The sequence below is a fragment of the Bradyrhizobium sp. McL0616 genome, from assembly GCF_049993385.1.
Taxonomy (GTDB): Bacteria; Pseudomonadota; Alphaproteobacteria; order Rhizobiales; family Xanthobacteraceae; genus Bradyrhizobium.
The window spans coordinates 5,252,398-5,266,435 of sequence record NZ_CP188255.1; the positions used below are offsets into that span (position 1 = coordinate 5,252,398).

The 14,038-nt window shown below is 62.6% G+C and carries 15 protein-coding genes; 2 read left to right on the forward strand and 13 right to left on the reverse strand.

Features of this window, described 5'->3' with window-relative positions; all coding sequences use genetic code 11:
- Positions 1-24: 24 nt before the first annotated feature.
- The 5 genes from ACPPVR_RS25680 to ACPPVR_RS25700 all read right to left on the reverse strand — a co-directional run bounded on the left by ACPPVR_RS25680 (position 25) and on the right by ACPPVR_RS25700 (position 5,514).
- The gene (locus tag ACPPVR_RS25680) at positions 25-678 is read right to left on the reverse strand and encodes a tetratricopeptide repeat protein (RefSeq protein ID WP_426609355.1); all 654 of its coding nucleotides are present in this window, start codon (positions 676-678) and stop codon (positions 25-27) included.
- A 180-nt stretch (positions 679-858) separates the two neighbouring features.
- Positions 859-2,445, reverse strand: a complete 1,587-nt coding sequence (locus ACPPVR_RS25685) for a class I adenylate-forming enzyme family protein (RefSeq protein WP_426609356.1) — start codon at positions 2,443-2,445, stop codon at positions 859-861.
- Between the two features lie 135 nt (positions 2,446-2,580).
- A complete protein-coding gene (locus ACPPVR_RS25690; RefSeq protein WP_426609357.1) occupies positions 2,581-3,165 on the reverse strand; it encodes an NnrU family protein in 585 nt (194 codons plus the stop codon).
- 70 nt (positions 3,166-3,235) lie between these two features.
- Complete coding sequence (locus ACPPVR_RS25695) at positions 3,236-3,814, reverse strand: hypothetical protein (RefSeq protein WP_426609358.1); 579 nt, start codon at positions 3,812-3,814, stop codon at positions 3,236-3,238.
- Positions 3,815-3,894: 80 nt separating this feature from the next.
- On the reverse strand, positions 3,895-5,514 hold the full coding sequence (locus ACPPVR_RS25700; protein WP_426609359.1) for a peptide chain release factor 3: 1,620 nt from the start codon (positions 5,512-5,514) through the stop codon (positions 3,895-3,897).
- A gap of 158 nt (positions 5,515-5,672) precedes the next feature.
- On the opposite strand from ACPPVR_RS25700, the gene sugE reads away from it, so the two are divergent.
- Positions 5,673-5,987, forward strand: coding sequence for a quaternary ammonium compound efflux SMR transporter SugE (sugE, locus tag ACPPVR_RS25705; RefSeq protein WP_426609360.1), 315 nt, complete (start codon positions 5,673-5,675; stop codon positions 5,985-5,987).
- Here the strand turns inward: sugE and ACPPVR_RS25710 are convergent.
- The 7 genes from ACPPVR_RS25710 to ACPPVR_RS25740 form a co-directional block, all read right to left on the reverse strand.
- Positions 5,980-6,987: an anion permease gene (locus tag ACPPVR_RS25710; RefSeq protein WP_426609361.1), complete on the reverse strand. Its 1,008-nt coding sequence runs from the start codon at positions 6,985-6,987 to the stop codon at positions 5,980-5,982. The genes sugE and ACPPVR_RS25710 overlap by 8 nt on opposite strands.
- Positions 6,988-7,085: 98 nt before the next feature.
- On the reverse strand, positions 7,086-7,730 hold the full coding sequence (locus tag ACPPVR_RS25715) for a DUF47 domain-containing protein (RefSeq protein ID WP_426609362.1): 645 nt from the start codon (positions 7,728-7,730) through the stop codon (positions 7,086-7,088).
- Positions 7,731-7,885: 155 nt separating this feature from the next.
- Positions 7,886-8,854 carry a branched-chain amino acid ABC transporter permease gene (locus ACPPVR_RS25720; protein ID WP_426609363.1) on the reverse strand — a complete coding sequence of 323 codons (969 nt, stop codon included), beginning with the start codon at positions 8,852-8,854 and terminating at the stop codon, positions 7,886-7,888.
- Between the two features lies 1 nt (position 8,855).
- Complete coding sequence (locus tag ACPPVR_RS25725; protein WP_426609364.1) at positions 8,856-9,719, reverse strand: branched-chain amino acid ABC transporter permease; 864 nt, start codon at positions 9,717-9,719, stop codon at positions 8,856-8,858.
- A 72-nt stretch (positions 9,720-9,791) separates the two neighbouring features.
- Positions 9,792-11,015 (reverse strand): ABC transporter substrate-binding protein, encoded by a 1,224-nt coding sequence (locus ACPPVR_RS25730; RefSeq protein WP_426609365.1) that lies wholly within the window; start codon positions 11,013-11,015, stop codon positions 9,792-9,794.
- Between the two features lie 48 nt (positions 11,016-11,063).
- Positions 11,064-11,810, reverse strand: coding sequence for an ABC transporter ATP-binding protein (locus tag ACPPVR_RS25735; protein WP_426609366.1), 747 nt, complete (start codon positions 11,808-11,810; stop codon positions 11,064-11,066).
- A complete protein-coding gene (locus tag ACPPVR_RS25740; protein ID WP_409189078.1) occupies positions 11,803-12,558 on the reverse strand; it encodes an ABC transporter ATP-binding protein in 756 nt (251 codons plus the stop codon). The genes ACPPVR_RS25735 and ACPPVR_RS25740 overlap by 8 nt, the downstream gene beginning before the upstream one ends.
- A 341-nt stretch (positions 12,559-12,899) precedes the next feature.
- Between ACPPVR_RS25740 and ACPPVR_RS25745 the strand changes: the two genes are divergently transcribed.
- Positions 12,900-13,547 carry a hypothetical protein gene (locus ACPPVR_RS25745; protein ID WP_426609367.1) on the forward strand — a complete coding sequence of 216 codons (648 nt, stop codon included), beginning with the start codon at positions 12,900-12,902 and terminating at the stop codon, positions 13,545-13,547.
- 93 nt (positions 13,548-13,640) lie between these two features.
- On the opposite strand, the gene ACPPVR_RS25750 is transcribed toward ACPPVR_RS25745, so the two are convergent.
- Positions 13,641-14,006 carry an ArsC family reductase gene (locus ACPPVR_RS25750; RefSeq protein WP_426609368.1) on the reverse strand — a complete coding sequence of 122 codons (366 nt, stop codon included), beginning with the start codon at positions 14,004-14,006 and terminating at the stop codon, positions 13,641-13,643.
- Positions 14,007-14,038 lie beyond the last annotated feature (32 nt).

Sequence of the window (14,038 nt, forward strand, 5' to 3'; positions counted from 1 at the left end):
ATCTCGTCTCAGCTTTCGGAACCGTCAGCTTTTGGCGACGGGCGGCAGCAGGGCCTGGAGCGCCTCGGCGCGCGAGCGCAGGCCCGGCGGCGTCTCGCCATCTTCGGCAATCGCGTCGAGCCATTTGCGGGCCGCGGTCGCGTCGTTGTTGCGCCAAGCCGACAGTGCCAGCATCTCGCGGGCGCTGTGGCGGAAGGTCGATTTGGGCGTGGCAGAAGTCTCCAGCCGCTGCTGGATGTCCGCATAGCTCGCGCTGTCGAGCAGCAGGCCGGCCGCGCGGATCTTTGCAAGATCCTGCCACTCACCACCGACGCCGCGGTCGGCCGCGATGTCGTCGTACAACTTGGCCGCGGCCTTGGGATCGCGGGCCGACGCTTCGGCCGCAGCACGGAGGCGCGCGAGTGTGCGGTAGCCTGACGGGGCTTTCGCGGCGAGATCGCTAAAAGCTGCCTCGGCCTCGGCGTGCTTGTCTTGCTCCGACAGCTCGACGGCCTTCTCGAAGGCGGCGCCGGCCTCGGCGGCCTTCTTGGCCTCCAGGAACTGGTAACCGCGCCAGCCGCCGACGGCGGCCACGATCAGCACCATCAGGGCGATGAAGTAGATCGAATATTTGTCCCACAGCTTCTTGAGCTGTTCGCGACGTACTTCCTCGTCGACTTCGTCAAATAATTCAGACACTTAAGCTAATCCCATGCCCGGCCGCGAGCGCGCGCCAGATTGTGCGCGTCAAAAACCCGTCCCCACGTGCGGCGGCGATAACCTATCGATATGGCGGTGGCAAGGCAAAGCAAGCCCGATCAAGGCGTTAACGCGCGGTCCGGGATAGCCCGGGGGACGAGGGTCGGCCCGTTCAGGTCCCTACCAGAGCTCCCGCAATTGCCGCTTGAGCACCTTGCCATTGGCGTTGCGCGGCAGCGGGTCGGCCGTGATCGTCATGGTCTCGGGCACCTTGTAGTCGGACAACCGCTCGGCGCACCACGCGCGCAAGTCGTCGCTGCCGGCCTGCATGCGCGTCACCACCACGGCGTGGACGCGCTCACCGAGCACCGGGCATGGCCTTGCGATGATCGCGCTCTCGACGACCGCGGGATGCCCGGCCAGCACCGACTCGACCTCGGCCGAATAGATCTTCAGGCCGCCGCGGTTGATCATGTCCTTCTGTCGATCAAACACGCGAACGAACCCTTGCGCGTCGACCGAGCCGAGATCGCCGGAATGCCAAAAGCCGCCGGTGAAGCTCTCGGCGGTGGCTTTCGGGTTGTTCCAATAGCCCTTGATGACGGACGCGCTCTGGATCCAGAGCTCGCCGATGTCGCCGGGCGGCAGCTCCTGCCCGTCTGTACCCATCGCGATGATCCGTGCGCCGGGACACGCAAGACCGACACTGTCGATATGGCTCGCGGTCAGCTCGCCCGGCATGATCGTGGACGGCGACGTCGTCTCGGTCGAGCCGTAGCAGTTCGCGAGCTTCAAGCCCGGAATCTTCGCCTCCAGCTTCTCGATGGTCGCAACCGGCATCGGCGCGCCACCGAAGCCGCCGATGCGCCAGCTCGACAGATCGTAGCTGTCGAAATCGGGCTGAAGCAGACAGAGATTGTACATCGCCGGCACCATCACCGTGTAGGTGACGCGTTCGCGCGCGGCGAGCTTGAGATATTCGGTGGCCTTGAACTCCGGCATGATGATCAGCGCGCCACCGCAGCCGATCATGGTCGTGATGTTGGCGACGACGCCAGTGACGTGGCCGAGCGGCACCGCCGCGATCGAACGGTCAGCCGCCGTCAATTGCAGGCAGGACACGAACACCATCGAGGAGTGGACGATGTTGCAATGGGCGAGCATCGCGCCCTTCGGCTTGCCGGTCGTGCCCGAGGTGTAGAGGATCATCGCGGTGTCCTCCTCGCTGACCGCGACCGGCGCCGGGACCGGTGCGTTGTCGGCGAGTACGGCGAAACGCGACAGCTGCAGGTCGCTATCGACAGCGATGCGATGGATCACGTCGGGAACATCCCGCGCGTCGGGCAACCGCGCGGCAAGCGCCGCCTCGTGGATCAATATCCTGGCGCCGCAGTCAGCGAGCACATAGGCGATCTCCGGCTTCTGCTGGCGCGTGCTGAGCAGGACGGTGACCAGCCCCTCATGCGCGGCGGCGAACAGCAGCAGCGGAAATTCGATGCGGTTGCCAAGCAGGATCGCGACACGGTCGCCGCGTTGCAGGCCGAGCTTGCGAAAGCCCGCCGCGATCCGCACCGCCTGGTCCACAGCCTGCCGCCAGCTCAGCCGGACATCGCCGCAGATCAGTGCTTCGCCATCGGCATTGCGCGCGCAGGCCTCCGCAACCATCGCCCAGATGCTCGCCGGCCGATCGCAGAACGCCGGCACCACCCGATCGCCGAAGCGCGCCTCGAACCGCATCGGCGGAATCTGAGATTGCGTCCAGTCCATCGGAGGGCCCTCGGCTTGTTGCTTTTGTCACCTTCCGCGCATGGGCACGCGGCGCTGTCTTGCGCTGATCGGCTGACGTTACTTTTGGTGCATGATCTTATCGGAAAACCGCTGCACACTTTTCCGGATCATGCACTAGCCTCCCATCACGGGAACGCCGATCACGACCGGATGGAACGCAAACGCCAGCGCCAGATAGGCGACGATTCCGACGGCGACCGCGATCAGATCGTTGGTGACGCCCCCCACCGGAATCGGCGGGGCGCCGACATCGGTGCGATGTTTGAGTGAAATGCGGTCATACACCGCCCAGCCCAGGAACGAGCCGAACAGGATGATGGAGCCGAGATCGCCGTTGGCCAGCAGATGCGCGGCCGCCCACAGCTTGATGCCAGCGAGCATCGGATGCTTCAGCGTCGCATAGATACGGCCACGCAAATATGACGCGACGACCAGGATGACGGCGGGCAGCATCAGCGCGATCGTGATGTGCTTCATGGCCTTCGGCGGATACCAGACGTCGATCCAGCCGGTCGCGCGATAATGCGCAAAGCCCCAGATGATCAGCGCGAGCCCCGCGAGCGAGACCAGCGCATAGAGGATCTTGTAGGTCCCCTCGCCCAGCCTCGCGATCGCCTGCGCGCGTGCGTCTCGTTTCGTTGTGAAAATATGGGCGGCGAAAAACAGCACCAGCCCCAGGATCATGACCAGCAGACCCACGACATCCTCCCCTCAACAAGCGCCCTACCCATGGCGTATCATTGATTGGCGACTGGTCGCAACCGATGCGCTACTTGCCAAGCTCCCGATTATCAACGTAGCGGATCGCTATCGGCCGTCCGGCCAGCGCACCGCCGAGGCCGCTGGTGAATTTGAGCGGCAGGCAGGCGTTCAACGACGAATTGATCGCGTTCAGATAGGTCGTGCGGGTATCGGCCGGAACGCCCGCGGTCGCATAAGTCAGGCGCGGAGGGCCGATCAGGCCGCCAGCCTTGTTGAAGCTGAAGCGCACCGACATCTGCATGCCAGTACGCCCATTGTCTGATGGCGGCGACCAGCAGGTGCGCAGTTCGGCAAAGAGATCGCCGATCGTGTCCAGATCGTGATCGGGTTTCTGGTATTTGGCGCGGTCGGCCTCGGATGGCATGCTCTGGATCGTGAGCTGGAGGTTCTCCCCGTAGGGATAGTCGATCTCGGGAATGCAAGGGCCGTGATCGAGCACGCTGCAATAAGACGGCGTGCAGGGCCGGCCGTCGAGCACGCTGCACGGCTCATGCGAAAACGGGATCGGATTGATCTGCCGGCGCCGCGCGTCAGCAGCAACCGCTGATATTGCCAACAGGACCAGGACTAGGATGCCGCGCCACATCAGCAGAAAGTGGCACTGCTAGAGATTCAGTCAACCCCGCAAGCGTTCACATGCTCGCGCTCAAGCGGCTGGGGTGCACCCTACCCCTTCTTCTTCACGTCCTTGACGTTGGTGAACTCGATGCCCTCGGCGCGTTCCCTGGTGTAGCCGAGATAGAACTCGTTCCTGGCGAGGTAGACGGGATCGCCGTCGACGTCGTCGGCGATGCTCGAGGTGTTGGCAGAGAGAAATGTATCGAGCTTCTTGCGGTCGTCCGAGGAGACCCAGCGCGCGAGCTGGAACTCGCTCACCTCGAACTCGACCGGCAGCGAATACTCAGCCTCCAGCCGTGCCTTCAGCACGTCGAGCTGGAGCGCGCCGACCACGCCGACCAGAGCCGGCGCACCATCGCGCGGGCGGAATACCTGCACGACGCCCTCTTCCGACATCTGCTGAAGCGCTTCCTTCAGCTTCTTCGCCTTCATTGCGTCGGTGAGACGCACGCGGCGGACGATTTCCGGCGCGAAGCTCGGCACGCCGACGAAGTTGAAATCCTCACCTTCGGTCAAGGTATCGCCGATGCGCAGCGTGCCGTGATTGGGAATGCCGACGACGTCGCCGGCAAAGGCTTCGTCCGCCACCGAACGGTCCTGCGCGAAGAAGAATTGCGGGCTCGACAGCGGCATGCTCTTGCCCGTGCGCACCAGCTTGGCCTTCATGCCGCGGCTGAGCTTGCCGGAGCACAGCCGCGCGAACGCGATGCGGTCGCGGTGGTTCGGGTCCATGTTCGCCTGGATCTTGAACACGAAGGCGCTCATGCGCGGATCGGTGGCTTCGACCCTGCGTTGGTCGCTCTCCTGCGCGCGCGGCTCGGGCGCGAACTTGCCGAGGCCCTCCAGGAGGTCGCCGACGCCGAAATTGCGCAGCGCGCTACCGAAATAGACCGGCGTCAGATGGCCCTCGCGAAAGGCCTCGAGCTCGAACGGCTTGGAGGCCGCGGTGACGAGCTCGAGCTCGTCCTTCACTGCCGAGACGTCGAGATTGGCGTAGAGCTTGCCGAGCTCGGCGATCTCGATCTGCTGCGCCGCGCCGGTCTTGGCGCCCCCGCCTTCGAGCAGGCGCACGCCGCCATTGGCGACGTCATAGGTGCCGCGGAAGTCGCGACCGCGGCCGACCGGCCATGTCATAGGCGTGGTGTCGAGCGCCAGCGTCTTCTCGATCTCGTCGAGCAGCTCGAAAACGTCGCGGCTCTCGCGGTCCATCTTGTTGATGAAGGTGATGATCGGGATGTCGCGCAGGCGGCAGACCTCGAACAGCTTACGCGTTCGCGCCTCGATGCCCTTGGCGGCGTCGATCACCATCACGGCGGAGTCGACCGCGGTAAGCGTGCGATAGGTGTCTTCCGAAAAGTCCTCGTGGCCCGGCGTGTCCAGCAGGTTGAATACCAGGCCTTCGAATTCGAAGGTCATCACCGAGGTCACGACCGAAATGCCGCGCTCGCGCTCGATCTTCATCCAGTCCGAGCGCGTGTTGCGCCGCTCGCCCTTGGCCTTGACCTGGCCGGCGAGATTGATGGCGCCGCCGAACAACAGCAGCTTTTCGGTCAGCGTGGTCTTGCCGGCATCTGGATGCGAGATGATCGCAAAGGTGCGCCGCCGTGACACTTCAGCGGCAAGCTGGGAACGGGCCGGCGATTCGGCGGAAATGGCGATGTCGGACATGGGGGGAGCGTTTGGCAGGGAAAATGGGCCTTATCAAGCCTCATTTGGTGATTGCGGAGCCCCTCGGCCAGCCCCATATCGGCTCCGGGAAGGACGACCTTCCCCCTCATCAGCACATCAGCCGCGGGGACGACCCTGCCTTTGCACGGAGGGTCGTCATGGCCTGGAGCATCCTGTTCGTCGCCGGCCTGCTGGAGATCGCCTGGGCGATTGGGCTGAAATACACCGAGGGCTTTTCGAAGCTCGTTCCGTCCGTTTTGACGCTCGCAGCCATGGCTGGCAGCGTGATCCTGCTCGGCGTTGCCTTGAAGACGCTTCCCATTGGAACCGCTTATGCGGTCTGGACCGGCATCGGCGCGGTCGGCACGGCGGTGCTCGGCATCATCCTGTTCGGCGAGCCCGCCACCGCGTTCCGCCTGGCCAGCATCGGCCTGATCGTCGCCGGCATTGCCGGGCTGAAACTCGTTACTTGAGGAAAATCTTGACCGCCCACCAGGTCAGCGCCGCGACGATGGCCGAGGCCGGCATCGTGATCACCCAGGCATAGACGATCGAGCTGGCGACATTCCAGCGTACCGCCGAAAGGCGGCGGGCGGCGCCGACACCGACAATGGCGCCGGTGATGGTATGGGTGGTCGAGACCGGAACCCCGAGGAAGGTCGCCATGAACAGGGTCGCCGCACCACCGGTTTCTGCGCAAAAGCCCTGCATCGGCGTCAGTTTTGTAATCCGCAGTCCCATGGTGCGCACGATGCGCCAGCCGCCCATCAGCGTCCCCATCGCCATCGCCGCCTGGCACGACAACACGACCCAGAACGGCACATAGAATTCGCCGCCGAGTTGGCCCTGCGAAAAGAGCAGCACGGCAATGATGCCCATGGTCTTTTGCGCGTCGTTGCCGCCATGACCGAGCGAATAGAGCGAGGCTGAGGCGAATTGCAGGATGCGGAAGGCGCGATCGACCGCAAAGGGCGTCGAGCGCACCGAGGCCCAGGAGACGACCGCAACCAGAACCATCGCAAGCAGGAAGCCGACAAGCGGAGACAGCACGATTGCGATCACCGTTTTGGACAATCCGCTCCAGACCGCCGCCGAGAGCCCGGCCTTGGCAACGCCCGCACCGAACAGGCCGCCGATCAACGCGTGGGACGAGGACGATGGGATGCCGAGCGCCCAGGTGACGATATTCCAGACGATGGCGCCGACGAGCGCCGCGAAGATCACCTGCGCGTCGACAATCGCGGGATCGATGATGCCGGTGCCAATGGTCTGGGCGACGTGCAGGCCGAATACCAAGAAGGCGACGAAATTGAAGAAAGCGGCCCAGAACACTGCGAATTGCGGTCGCAGCACGCGGGTCGAGACGATGGTCGCGATCGAATTGGCAGCATCGTGCAGGCCGTTCAGGAAGTCGAACAGCAGCGCGACGGCAATCAGTCCGACCAGGATGGGAAGACCCAACGCAGCATCCACAACGCGGCCCTGCCTTAAAGTTTGCGCATGATCTCCGCGCAAACGCGATCCGCGTTTGTCGCGAAGGAAAACCGCTGCACACTTTTCCGGATCATGCGCTAGACCTGCTCAATGACGATGCTGTTGATCTCGTTCGCCACGTCATCGAAGCGATCGGCGACCTTTTCGAGGTGGTCGTAGATCTCCGCCCCCACGATGAAGTTCATCGAGCTGCCGTCGCGATGCTTGAGGAACAGCTCCTTCAGGCCGATGTCATGGAGGTCGTCGACGCGGCCCTCCAGCTTGGTCAGCTCTTCCGTGATCGCGGTCAGCATGGCCACGTTCTTGCCGATCTCCTGCATCAGCGGCAGCGCACGGCCGACCAGATTGGCGCATTCGATCAGGAGAGCGCCGATCTCCCGCATCGGCGGCTCGAAGGCGCGGACCTCGAACAGCATCACGGCCTTGGCGGTCTGCTGCATCTGGTCGATGGCGTCGTCCATCGAGGTGATCAGGTTCTTGATGTCGAGGCGGTCGAACGGCGTGATGAAGGTGCGGCGCACCGCCGTCAGCACCTCACGGGTGATGTTGTCAGCGTCGTTCTCGAACTGGTTGACGCGCTGGCAATAGACCGGCGTCTCCTCACCCCCGTTCAGCATGCCCTGGAGCGCGATGGAGCCCTGGATCACGGTTTGGGCGTGGCGATCGAACAGCTCAAAGAACCGTTCTTCCTTGGGCAGGAAAGCACGAAACCATCGCATCATGGGATAGGCTACCGGTTGGAAATGGCCCGGCCCGAACGGGCCGTCACGAAACTGTCATAGACCATTTTCGAGCCGCGCGGGTGTTACCTCACGCCAGCGGAGCCGGATCATCCACCGCTTTCATAGGCCGCCTAAATTTCCAACAAATCAATGACTTAGAGCGATCTCCGGAAGTAATGCGCGATTTCCCCGACCACGCCACGGCGGAAGGTCAGCACGCAGATCACGAAGATCGAACCCTGGATCACCGTCACCCACTGGCCGAAACCCGCCAGATATTGCTGCATGGCGATGATCGCGAAGGCACCGACCACGGGCCCGAAGATGGTGCCGAGGCCGCCGACCAGCGTCATTAGCACGACTTCGCCCGACATCGACCAGTGCACGTCCGTGAGCGAGGCATTCTGCGCCACGAACACTTTCAGCGATCCGGCAAAGCCAGCCAGCGTACCCGAGAGCACGAAAGCCAGGAACTTGTACTGGTCGGTCCGGTAACCCAGCGAGATCGCGCGCGGCTCATTCTCGCGGATCGCCTTCAAGACCTCCCCAAACGGCGAGTTGATGATGCGATAGATCAACAAGAAGCCGGCGAGGAAGCCGACCAGCACGACGTAATAGAGCACGGTCGGCTTGGACAGATCGAACACGCCGAACATATGCCCCTGCGGAATGCCCTGAATGCCATCCTCGCCGTGGGTAAATGGGGTCTGCAAATAGAGGAAGTAGAGCAGCTGCGACAGCGCCAGCGTGATCATCGAGAAATAGATGCCCTGGCGGCGGATCGAAATGTAGCCGGTGATGAGCGACAGCGCGAACGCCGCGGCAATACCGACGAGGATACCGAGTTCCGGCGGCAGCGCCCACACCTTCAGCGCATGCGCGCTGCAATAACCGGCCGTGCCCATGAACATCGCATGGCCGAACGACAATAGGCCGCCATAGCCGATCAGAAGATTGAAGGCGCAGGCGAGCAGCGCGAAGCACAGCGCCTGCATCACGAAGAACGGATAGATGCCGCTGAATGGCACTGAGGCCAGCAGCAGCGCCATCACCACGAACATGATCATCTCGTCGCGGATCGCGCGCGGGGCTACCGGCAGCGTGTCGTCCGTCAAGGCTGTCATATCAGGCTGCCCTTCCCGTCAATCCCGTTGGCTTCACCAAGAGCACCAGCACCATCAGCACGAACACGACGGTGTTGGAGGCCTCGGGATAGAAATACTTCGTCAGGCCCTCGATCACGCCGAGCGCAAAACCCGTGATGATCGATCCCATGATCGATCCCATGCCGCCGATCACCACCACCGCGAACACGACGATGATGAGGTCGGCGCCCATCAAGGGCCGCACCTGGTTGATCGGCGCCGAGAGCACGCCCGCGAGTGCCGCGAGGCCGACGCCGAGGCCGTAAGTCAGCGTGATCATGCGCGGCACGTTGATGCCGAAGGCGCGCACCAGCGTCGGATTTTCAGTCGCGGCGCGCAAGTAAGCGCCGAGCCGCGTCTTCTCGATCAGGAACCAGGTCGCCATACAGACGACCAGCGAGAAGATCACGACCCAGGCGCGATAGATCGGCAGGAACATGAAGCCGAGATTAATGCCGCCCTTGAGCTGATCCGGAATGGCGTAAGGCAGACCGGACGAGCCGAAATAGTTCTGGAAGACGCCCTGCACGATCAAAGCAATGCCGAAGGTCAGCAACAGTCCGTAAAGGTGATCGAGCCCGGTCAGCCATTGCAGCATGGTCCGTTCCAGGATCATGCCGAAGATGCCGACCAGGATCGGCGCGATCAGCAGCGCCCACCAGTAATTGAGGCCGATGAGATTCAGCAGAAAATAGGCGCAGAACGCGCCCATCATGTAGAGCGCGCCATGGGCGAAATTGATGATGTTGAGCATGCCGAAGATCACGGCGAGCCCGAGACTGAGCAGCGCGTAGAACGAGCCGTTGATCAGTCCCACCAGTAGCTGTGCATAGAGAGCCTGCATCGATCCCGCACCCAGTCCCTTCGGCGTTCCCAAAGTAGCGCCCGCCGGCTCACAGCCGGCGGGCTGTTGGTCTTACTTCTTCAAAAGCGCACACTTGCTTTCGGACAGCGGCGTGAAGGCCTGGTCGCCCGGCACCGTGCCGACCAGCTTGTAGAAGTCCCACGGTCCCTTGGACTCGGAGGGCTTCTTCACCTCAAACAGATAGGCGTTGTGGATGGTGCGGCCGTTGGGCTGGATCTCGCCCTTGCCGAACAGATCGTCCTCGGTCGGCAACGACTTCATCTTCTCGACGACCTTGACGCCGTCATGGGGATTGCCGCCGAGTGCGTCCAGCGTCTTGAGATAGTGCCGCACGCCCGCATAGACGCCCGCCTGCACCATGGTCGGCATCGCGCCGTTCTTCATCTTCTCCGAGAACCTCTTGGAGAAGGCCCGGGTCTGGTCGTTCATGTCCCAGTAGAAGGTCTCGGTGAAGTTGAGGCCCTGCGCGGTCTCCAGGCCGATCGCCTTGACGTCGGTGAGGAACAGCAGCAGCGCAGCGAGCTTCTGGCCGCCCTTGACGATGCCGAATTCGGCCGCTTGCTTGATCGAGTTGGTGGTGTCGCCGCCGGCATTGGCAAGGCCGATGATCTTGGCCTTGGAGGCCTGGGCCTGGAGCAGGAAGGACGAGAAGTCCGGCGTGTTGAGCGGATGCTTGACGCCGCCGACCACCTTGCCGCCATTGGCGGTGATGACCGCGGTGGTGTCGCGCTCGAGCGCCGCGCCGAAGGCGTAGTCCGCTGTCAGGAAGAACCAGGTGTCGCCACCGGCCTTCACCAGCGCCTGGCCCGTGGTGTGGGCCAGCATGTAGGTGTCGTAGGTCCAGTGCACGGTATTTGGCGAGCACTGCGCGTTGGTGAGGTCCGAGGTCGCCGCACCCGAATTGATGTAGACGCCGTTCTTTTCCTTGACGACGTTGTTGACGGCAAGCGCGACGCCGGAATTCGGTACGTCGAGGATGATGTCGACCTTGTCGACGTCGAACCACTGGCGAGCGACGGCAGTGCCGATGTCCGGCTTGTTCTGGTGATCGCCCGAGATGATGTCGATCTTCCAGCCCTTCCCCGCGAGGCCGGAATCTTCAAGCGCCATTTGCGCCGCAAGCACCGAGCCGGGACCGCCGAGATCGGCATAGAGACCGGACTGATCGGTCAGGACGCCCATCTTGACCGTCTTGTCCTGCGCAAACGCTGCGCCAGCGGTGGTCACGGCCAACGCCGTGCCGAGCAGTAACGACGCAATCGACTTTGTCTTCATGCTACTTCCCTTATGAATTTTCTCTTAGCCGTTCGACTCTGGGCCGGACTAGACGCCGAGATAGGTGTGGAGCTTGTCCATGTTGGCGGCAAGCTCCGAATTGGAAAATCCGTCAATGATCTTGCCGTGTTCGACGACGTAATAGCGGTCGGCGACGGTGGATGCGAAGCGGAAGTTCTGCTCGACCAGAAGGATCGTGAAGCCTTCCTTCTTGAGCCGCGCAATGGTGTGGCCGATCTGCTGAATGATGACCGGCGCCAACCCTTCGGTCGGCTCGTCCAGCATCAGGAAGCTCGCGCCCGTGCGCAGGATCCGTGCGATCGCGAGCATCTGCTGCTCGCCGCCGGAGAGTTTGGTGCCCTGGCTGTTGAGGCGCTCTTTCAGGTTCGGAAACAGGTCGAAGATCTGTTCGAGCGGCAGTCCGCCTGCGCGCACCACCGGCGGCAGCAACAGGTTCTCCCGCACGTCGAGACTGGAGAAAATTCCGCGCTCCTCCGGGCAGAACGCTATGCCCATGCGCGCGATCTTGTCGGAGGTCGCGCGGATGATGTCGTGGTTGTTGAACTGTATCGAGCCGGTGCGCTTGCCGATGATGCCCATGATCGACTTCAGCGTCGTCGTCTTGCCGGCGCCGTTGCGCCCGAGCAGGGTGACGACCTCGCCCGCATTCACGTCGAAATTGATCCCGTGCAGGATGTGGGACTCGCCGTACCAGGCTTCCAGGTTGCGCACCTGGAGGATGTTGCCGCCGGTTGCAGCCTTTGCCGGAGCGTCGGCAATTGCAGTCTCAGGCATGACCGGCTCCCAGATAGGCTTCCTTGACACGTTCGTCCTTGGTGAGCTCGCTGTAATGGCCTTGCGCGAGCACCTGCCCGCGCGTCAGCACGGTGATGATGTCGGAGAGATTGGCCACGACGCTTAGATTATGCTCCACCATCAGGATGGTGTATTTCGCCGAGATGCGCTTGATCAGCGCCGCGATCTTGTCGATGTCCTCGTGGCCCATGCCGGCCATCGGCTCGTCCAGCAGCATCATCTCCGGATCGAGCGCCAGCGTGGTTGCAATCTCGAGCGCGCGCTTGCGCCCATACGGCATCTCGACCGCCGGCGTATTGGCGAATTCGCTGAGGCCGACGTCGTTGAGCAGTTCACGCGCGCGGTCGTTGAATTGATTCAGCACCGACTTCGAGCGCCAGAAATCAAACGAACTTCCGTGCTGGCGCTGGAGGGCGACACGGACATTTTCCAGCGCGGTGAGATGCGGAAATACCGCCGAGATCTGGAATGAACGGACCAGCCCTAAGCGCGCCACATCGGCGGGCGCCATCGCAGTGATGTCCTGTCCCTTGTACAGGATTTTTCCGGCAGACGGTTTGAGGAACTTGGTCAGAAGATTGAAACACGTCGTCTTGCCGGCGCCGTTCGGGCCGATCAACGCGTGAATGCTCCCACGGCGAACCTTGAGCGCAACGTCGCGGACGGCAAAGAAGCCCGCGAACTCCTTGGTCAAGCCTTCCGTTTCGAGAATGAACTCATCGGCCAAATAGATTTCCCCCCGCCCGCGCGAACCGCGCGTGGCTGTCCTTGTTACTTCGGCTTTCCCGAGGCCTTGGAGCCTTCCCGGAACACCGCCTCCGGGCGCGGAATATGCCGGAGGTGACGGGGGTTAGGCAAGACGGAAAGCTGAGCAGGTCAGGCCTCCGGCCGGGAGACTTATGCTCCCTTAGTCGGAGGTTTTGATGTCGCGCCTGCCGGACCTTCCGGTCCGCAAGACAGCGGTCATCAAGCCGTCGTTAACGGTCTTTGGTCCCGCGCGCCAGCCTTCATAGAAAATTTTCCCGCAATGAGCATCATGCACGGGTTTGTATTGCCAGGAATTTTGTTTTGGATTTTTCAAGCGCCGCTCCCCCCGTCGTCAAGTCGATCAAGCAGCGTGATCTCCTCAACACGTGGCTGCGACTTTACGCTCGCCAGCAGATTGCGCCGGCGATCTGGGAGTATCAGCCCGCGCGGCTCGACGAGGAGCTGTCCGATCTGATCTACTACACGGTCGACAATTCAACGTCGACGCCGCGTTTGACCATTCAGAGTGAGGGCACGCGCATCTCGCGCGCCTACGGGCATACCGGCAAGGGGATTCTGCTGGACGACTATGTCGGGCCGCGGCTCGCGCCCTTCGTGATGCCTGTCTACCATGAATGCGTGGCGCGCGGGCTGCCAGTCTACAGCGTTGCCGATGTCGACGATATCTACGGACGCGTCGTCGCCTATGAACGGCTGCTGCTGCCTTTCCTGACCGACGACAAGGTCAGCCACATCATCGCCTCGCTCAAGACCTTCTGCGAGGACGGCGGCTTCGAGATCAAGAATCTGATGCGCGGAAATGACGCGCCGCCGCGCCCAAGGCTGCGCGCCGTGATCGATCGCGACCTCTTTCACCGCGCGCCCGGCCGCATCGCGGCCGCCGACGTGGTCGAATTCGCCGATCAGCCCGATCCCGATGTCACCACCGAGATCATCGAGCTGAACTAGAGTTCGCTTCCGATGAAATCGGAACGAGCTCCAGAATCTTGTTTTGACGCGTTTTCTTTGCGCGAACCGGAATCCACTACGCTCGAAAACGCTCTAGCCCTTGCGCGCTTTGGCGCCGACTTCCTTGTCGTAGATATCCGGCTTGAAGCCGACCAGCAGCTTGCCGCCGATTTCGAGCACCGGCCGCTTGATCATCGATGGTTGCGCTAGCATCAGCGCCAGCGCCTTTTTCTCGGTCAGGCCTTCCTTGTCGGCATCGGGCAGCTTCTTGAAGGTCGTGCCGGCGCGATTGAGCAGCGTTTCCCAGCCGAGCTTGTCGCTCCACTGCTTCAGCTTGCTATTCTCGACGCCGGCGGCCTTGTAATCGTGGAACTCGTACGCGACGCCATGGGTGTCGAGCCAGGCGCGCGCCTTCTTCATGGTGTCGCAGTTCTTGATGCCGTAGATGATGTTGGGCAAGACGTTCCTCGCGCATGCGTCGTGTGAGGCTG

What these genes read in the sequence shown, in the direction of transcription:
- ACPPVR_RS25685 (WP_426609356.1), bottom strand. Translation starts at nt 2,445, where the DNA reads ATGGACTGGACGCAATCTCAGATTCCGCCGATGCGGTTCGAGGCGCGC.
- ACPPVR_RS25695 (WP_426609358.1), bottom strand. Translation starts at nt 3,814, where the DNA reads ATGTGGCGCGGCATCCTAGTCCTGGTCCTGTTGGCAATATCAGCGGTT.
- ACPPVR_RS25700 (WP_426609359.1), bottom strand. Translation starts at nt 5,514, where the DNA reads ATGTCCGACATCGCCATTTCCGCCGAATCGCCGGCCCGTTCCCAGCTT.
- sugE (WP_426609360.1), top strand. Translation starts at nt 5,673, where the DNA reads ATGGCCTGGAGCATCCTGTTCGTCGCCGGCCTGCTGGAGATCGCCTGG.
- ACPPVR_RS25715 (WP_426609362.1), bottom strand. Translation starts at nt 7,730, where the DNA reads ATGATGCGATGGTTTCGTGCTTTCCTGCCCAAGGAAGAACGGTTCTTT.
- ACPPVR_RS25720 (WP_426609363.1), bottom strand. Translation starts at nt 8,854, where the DNA reads ATGACAGCCTTGACGGACGACACGCTGCCGGTAGCCCCGCGCGCGATC.
- ACPPVR_RS25725 (WP_426609364.1), bottom strand. Translation starts at nt 9,719, where the DNA reads ATGCAGGCTCTCTATGCACAGCTACTGGTGGGACTGATCAACGGCTCG.
- ACPPVR_RS25730 (WP_426609365.1), bottom strand. Translation starts at nt 11,015, where the DNA reads ATGAAGACAAAGTCGATTGCGTCGTTACTGCTCGGCACGGCGTTGGCC.
- ACPPVR_RS25735 (WP_426609366.1), bottom strand. Translation starts at nt 11,810, where the DNA reads ATGCCTGAGACTGCAATTGCCGACGCTCCGGCAAAGGCTGCAACCGGC.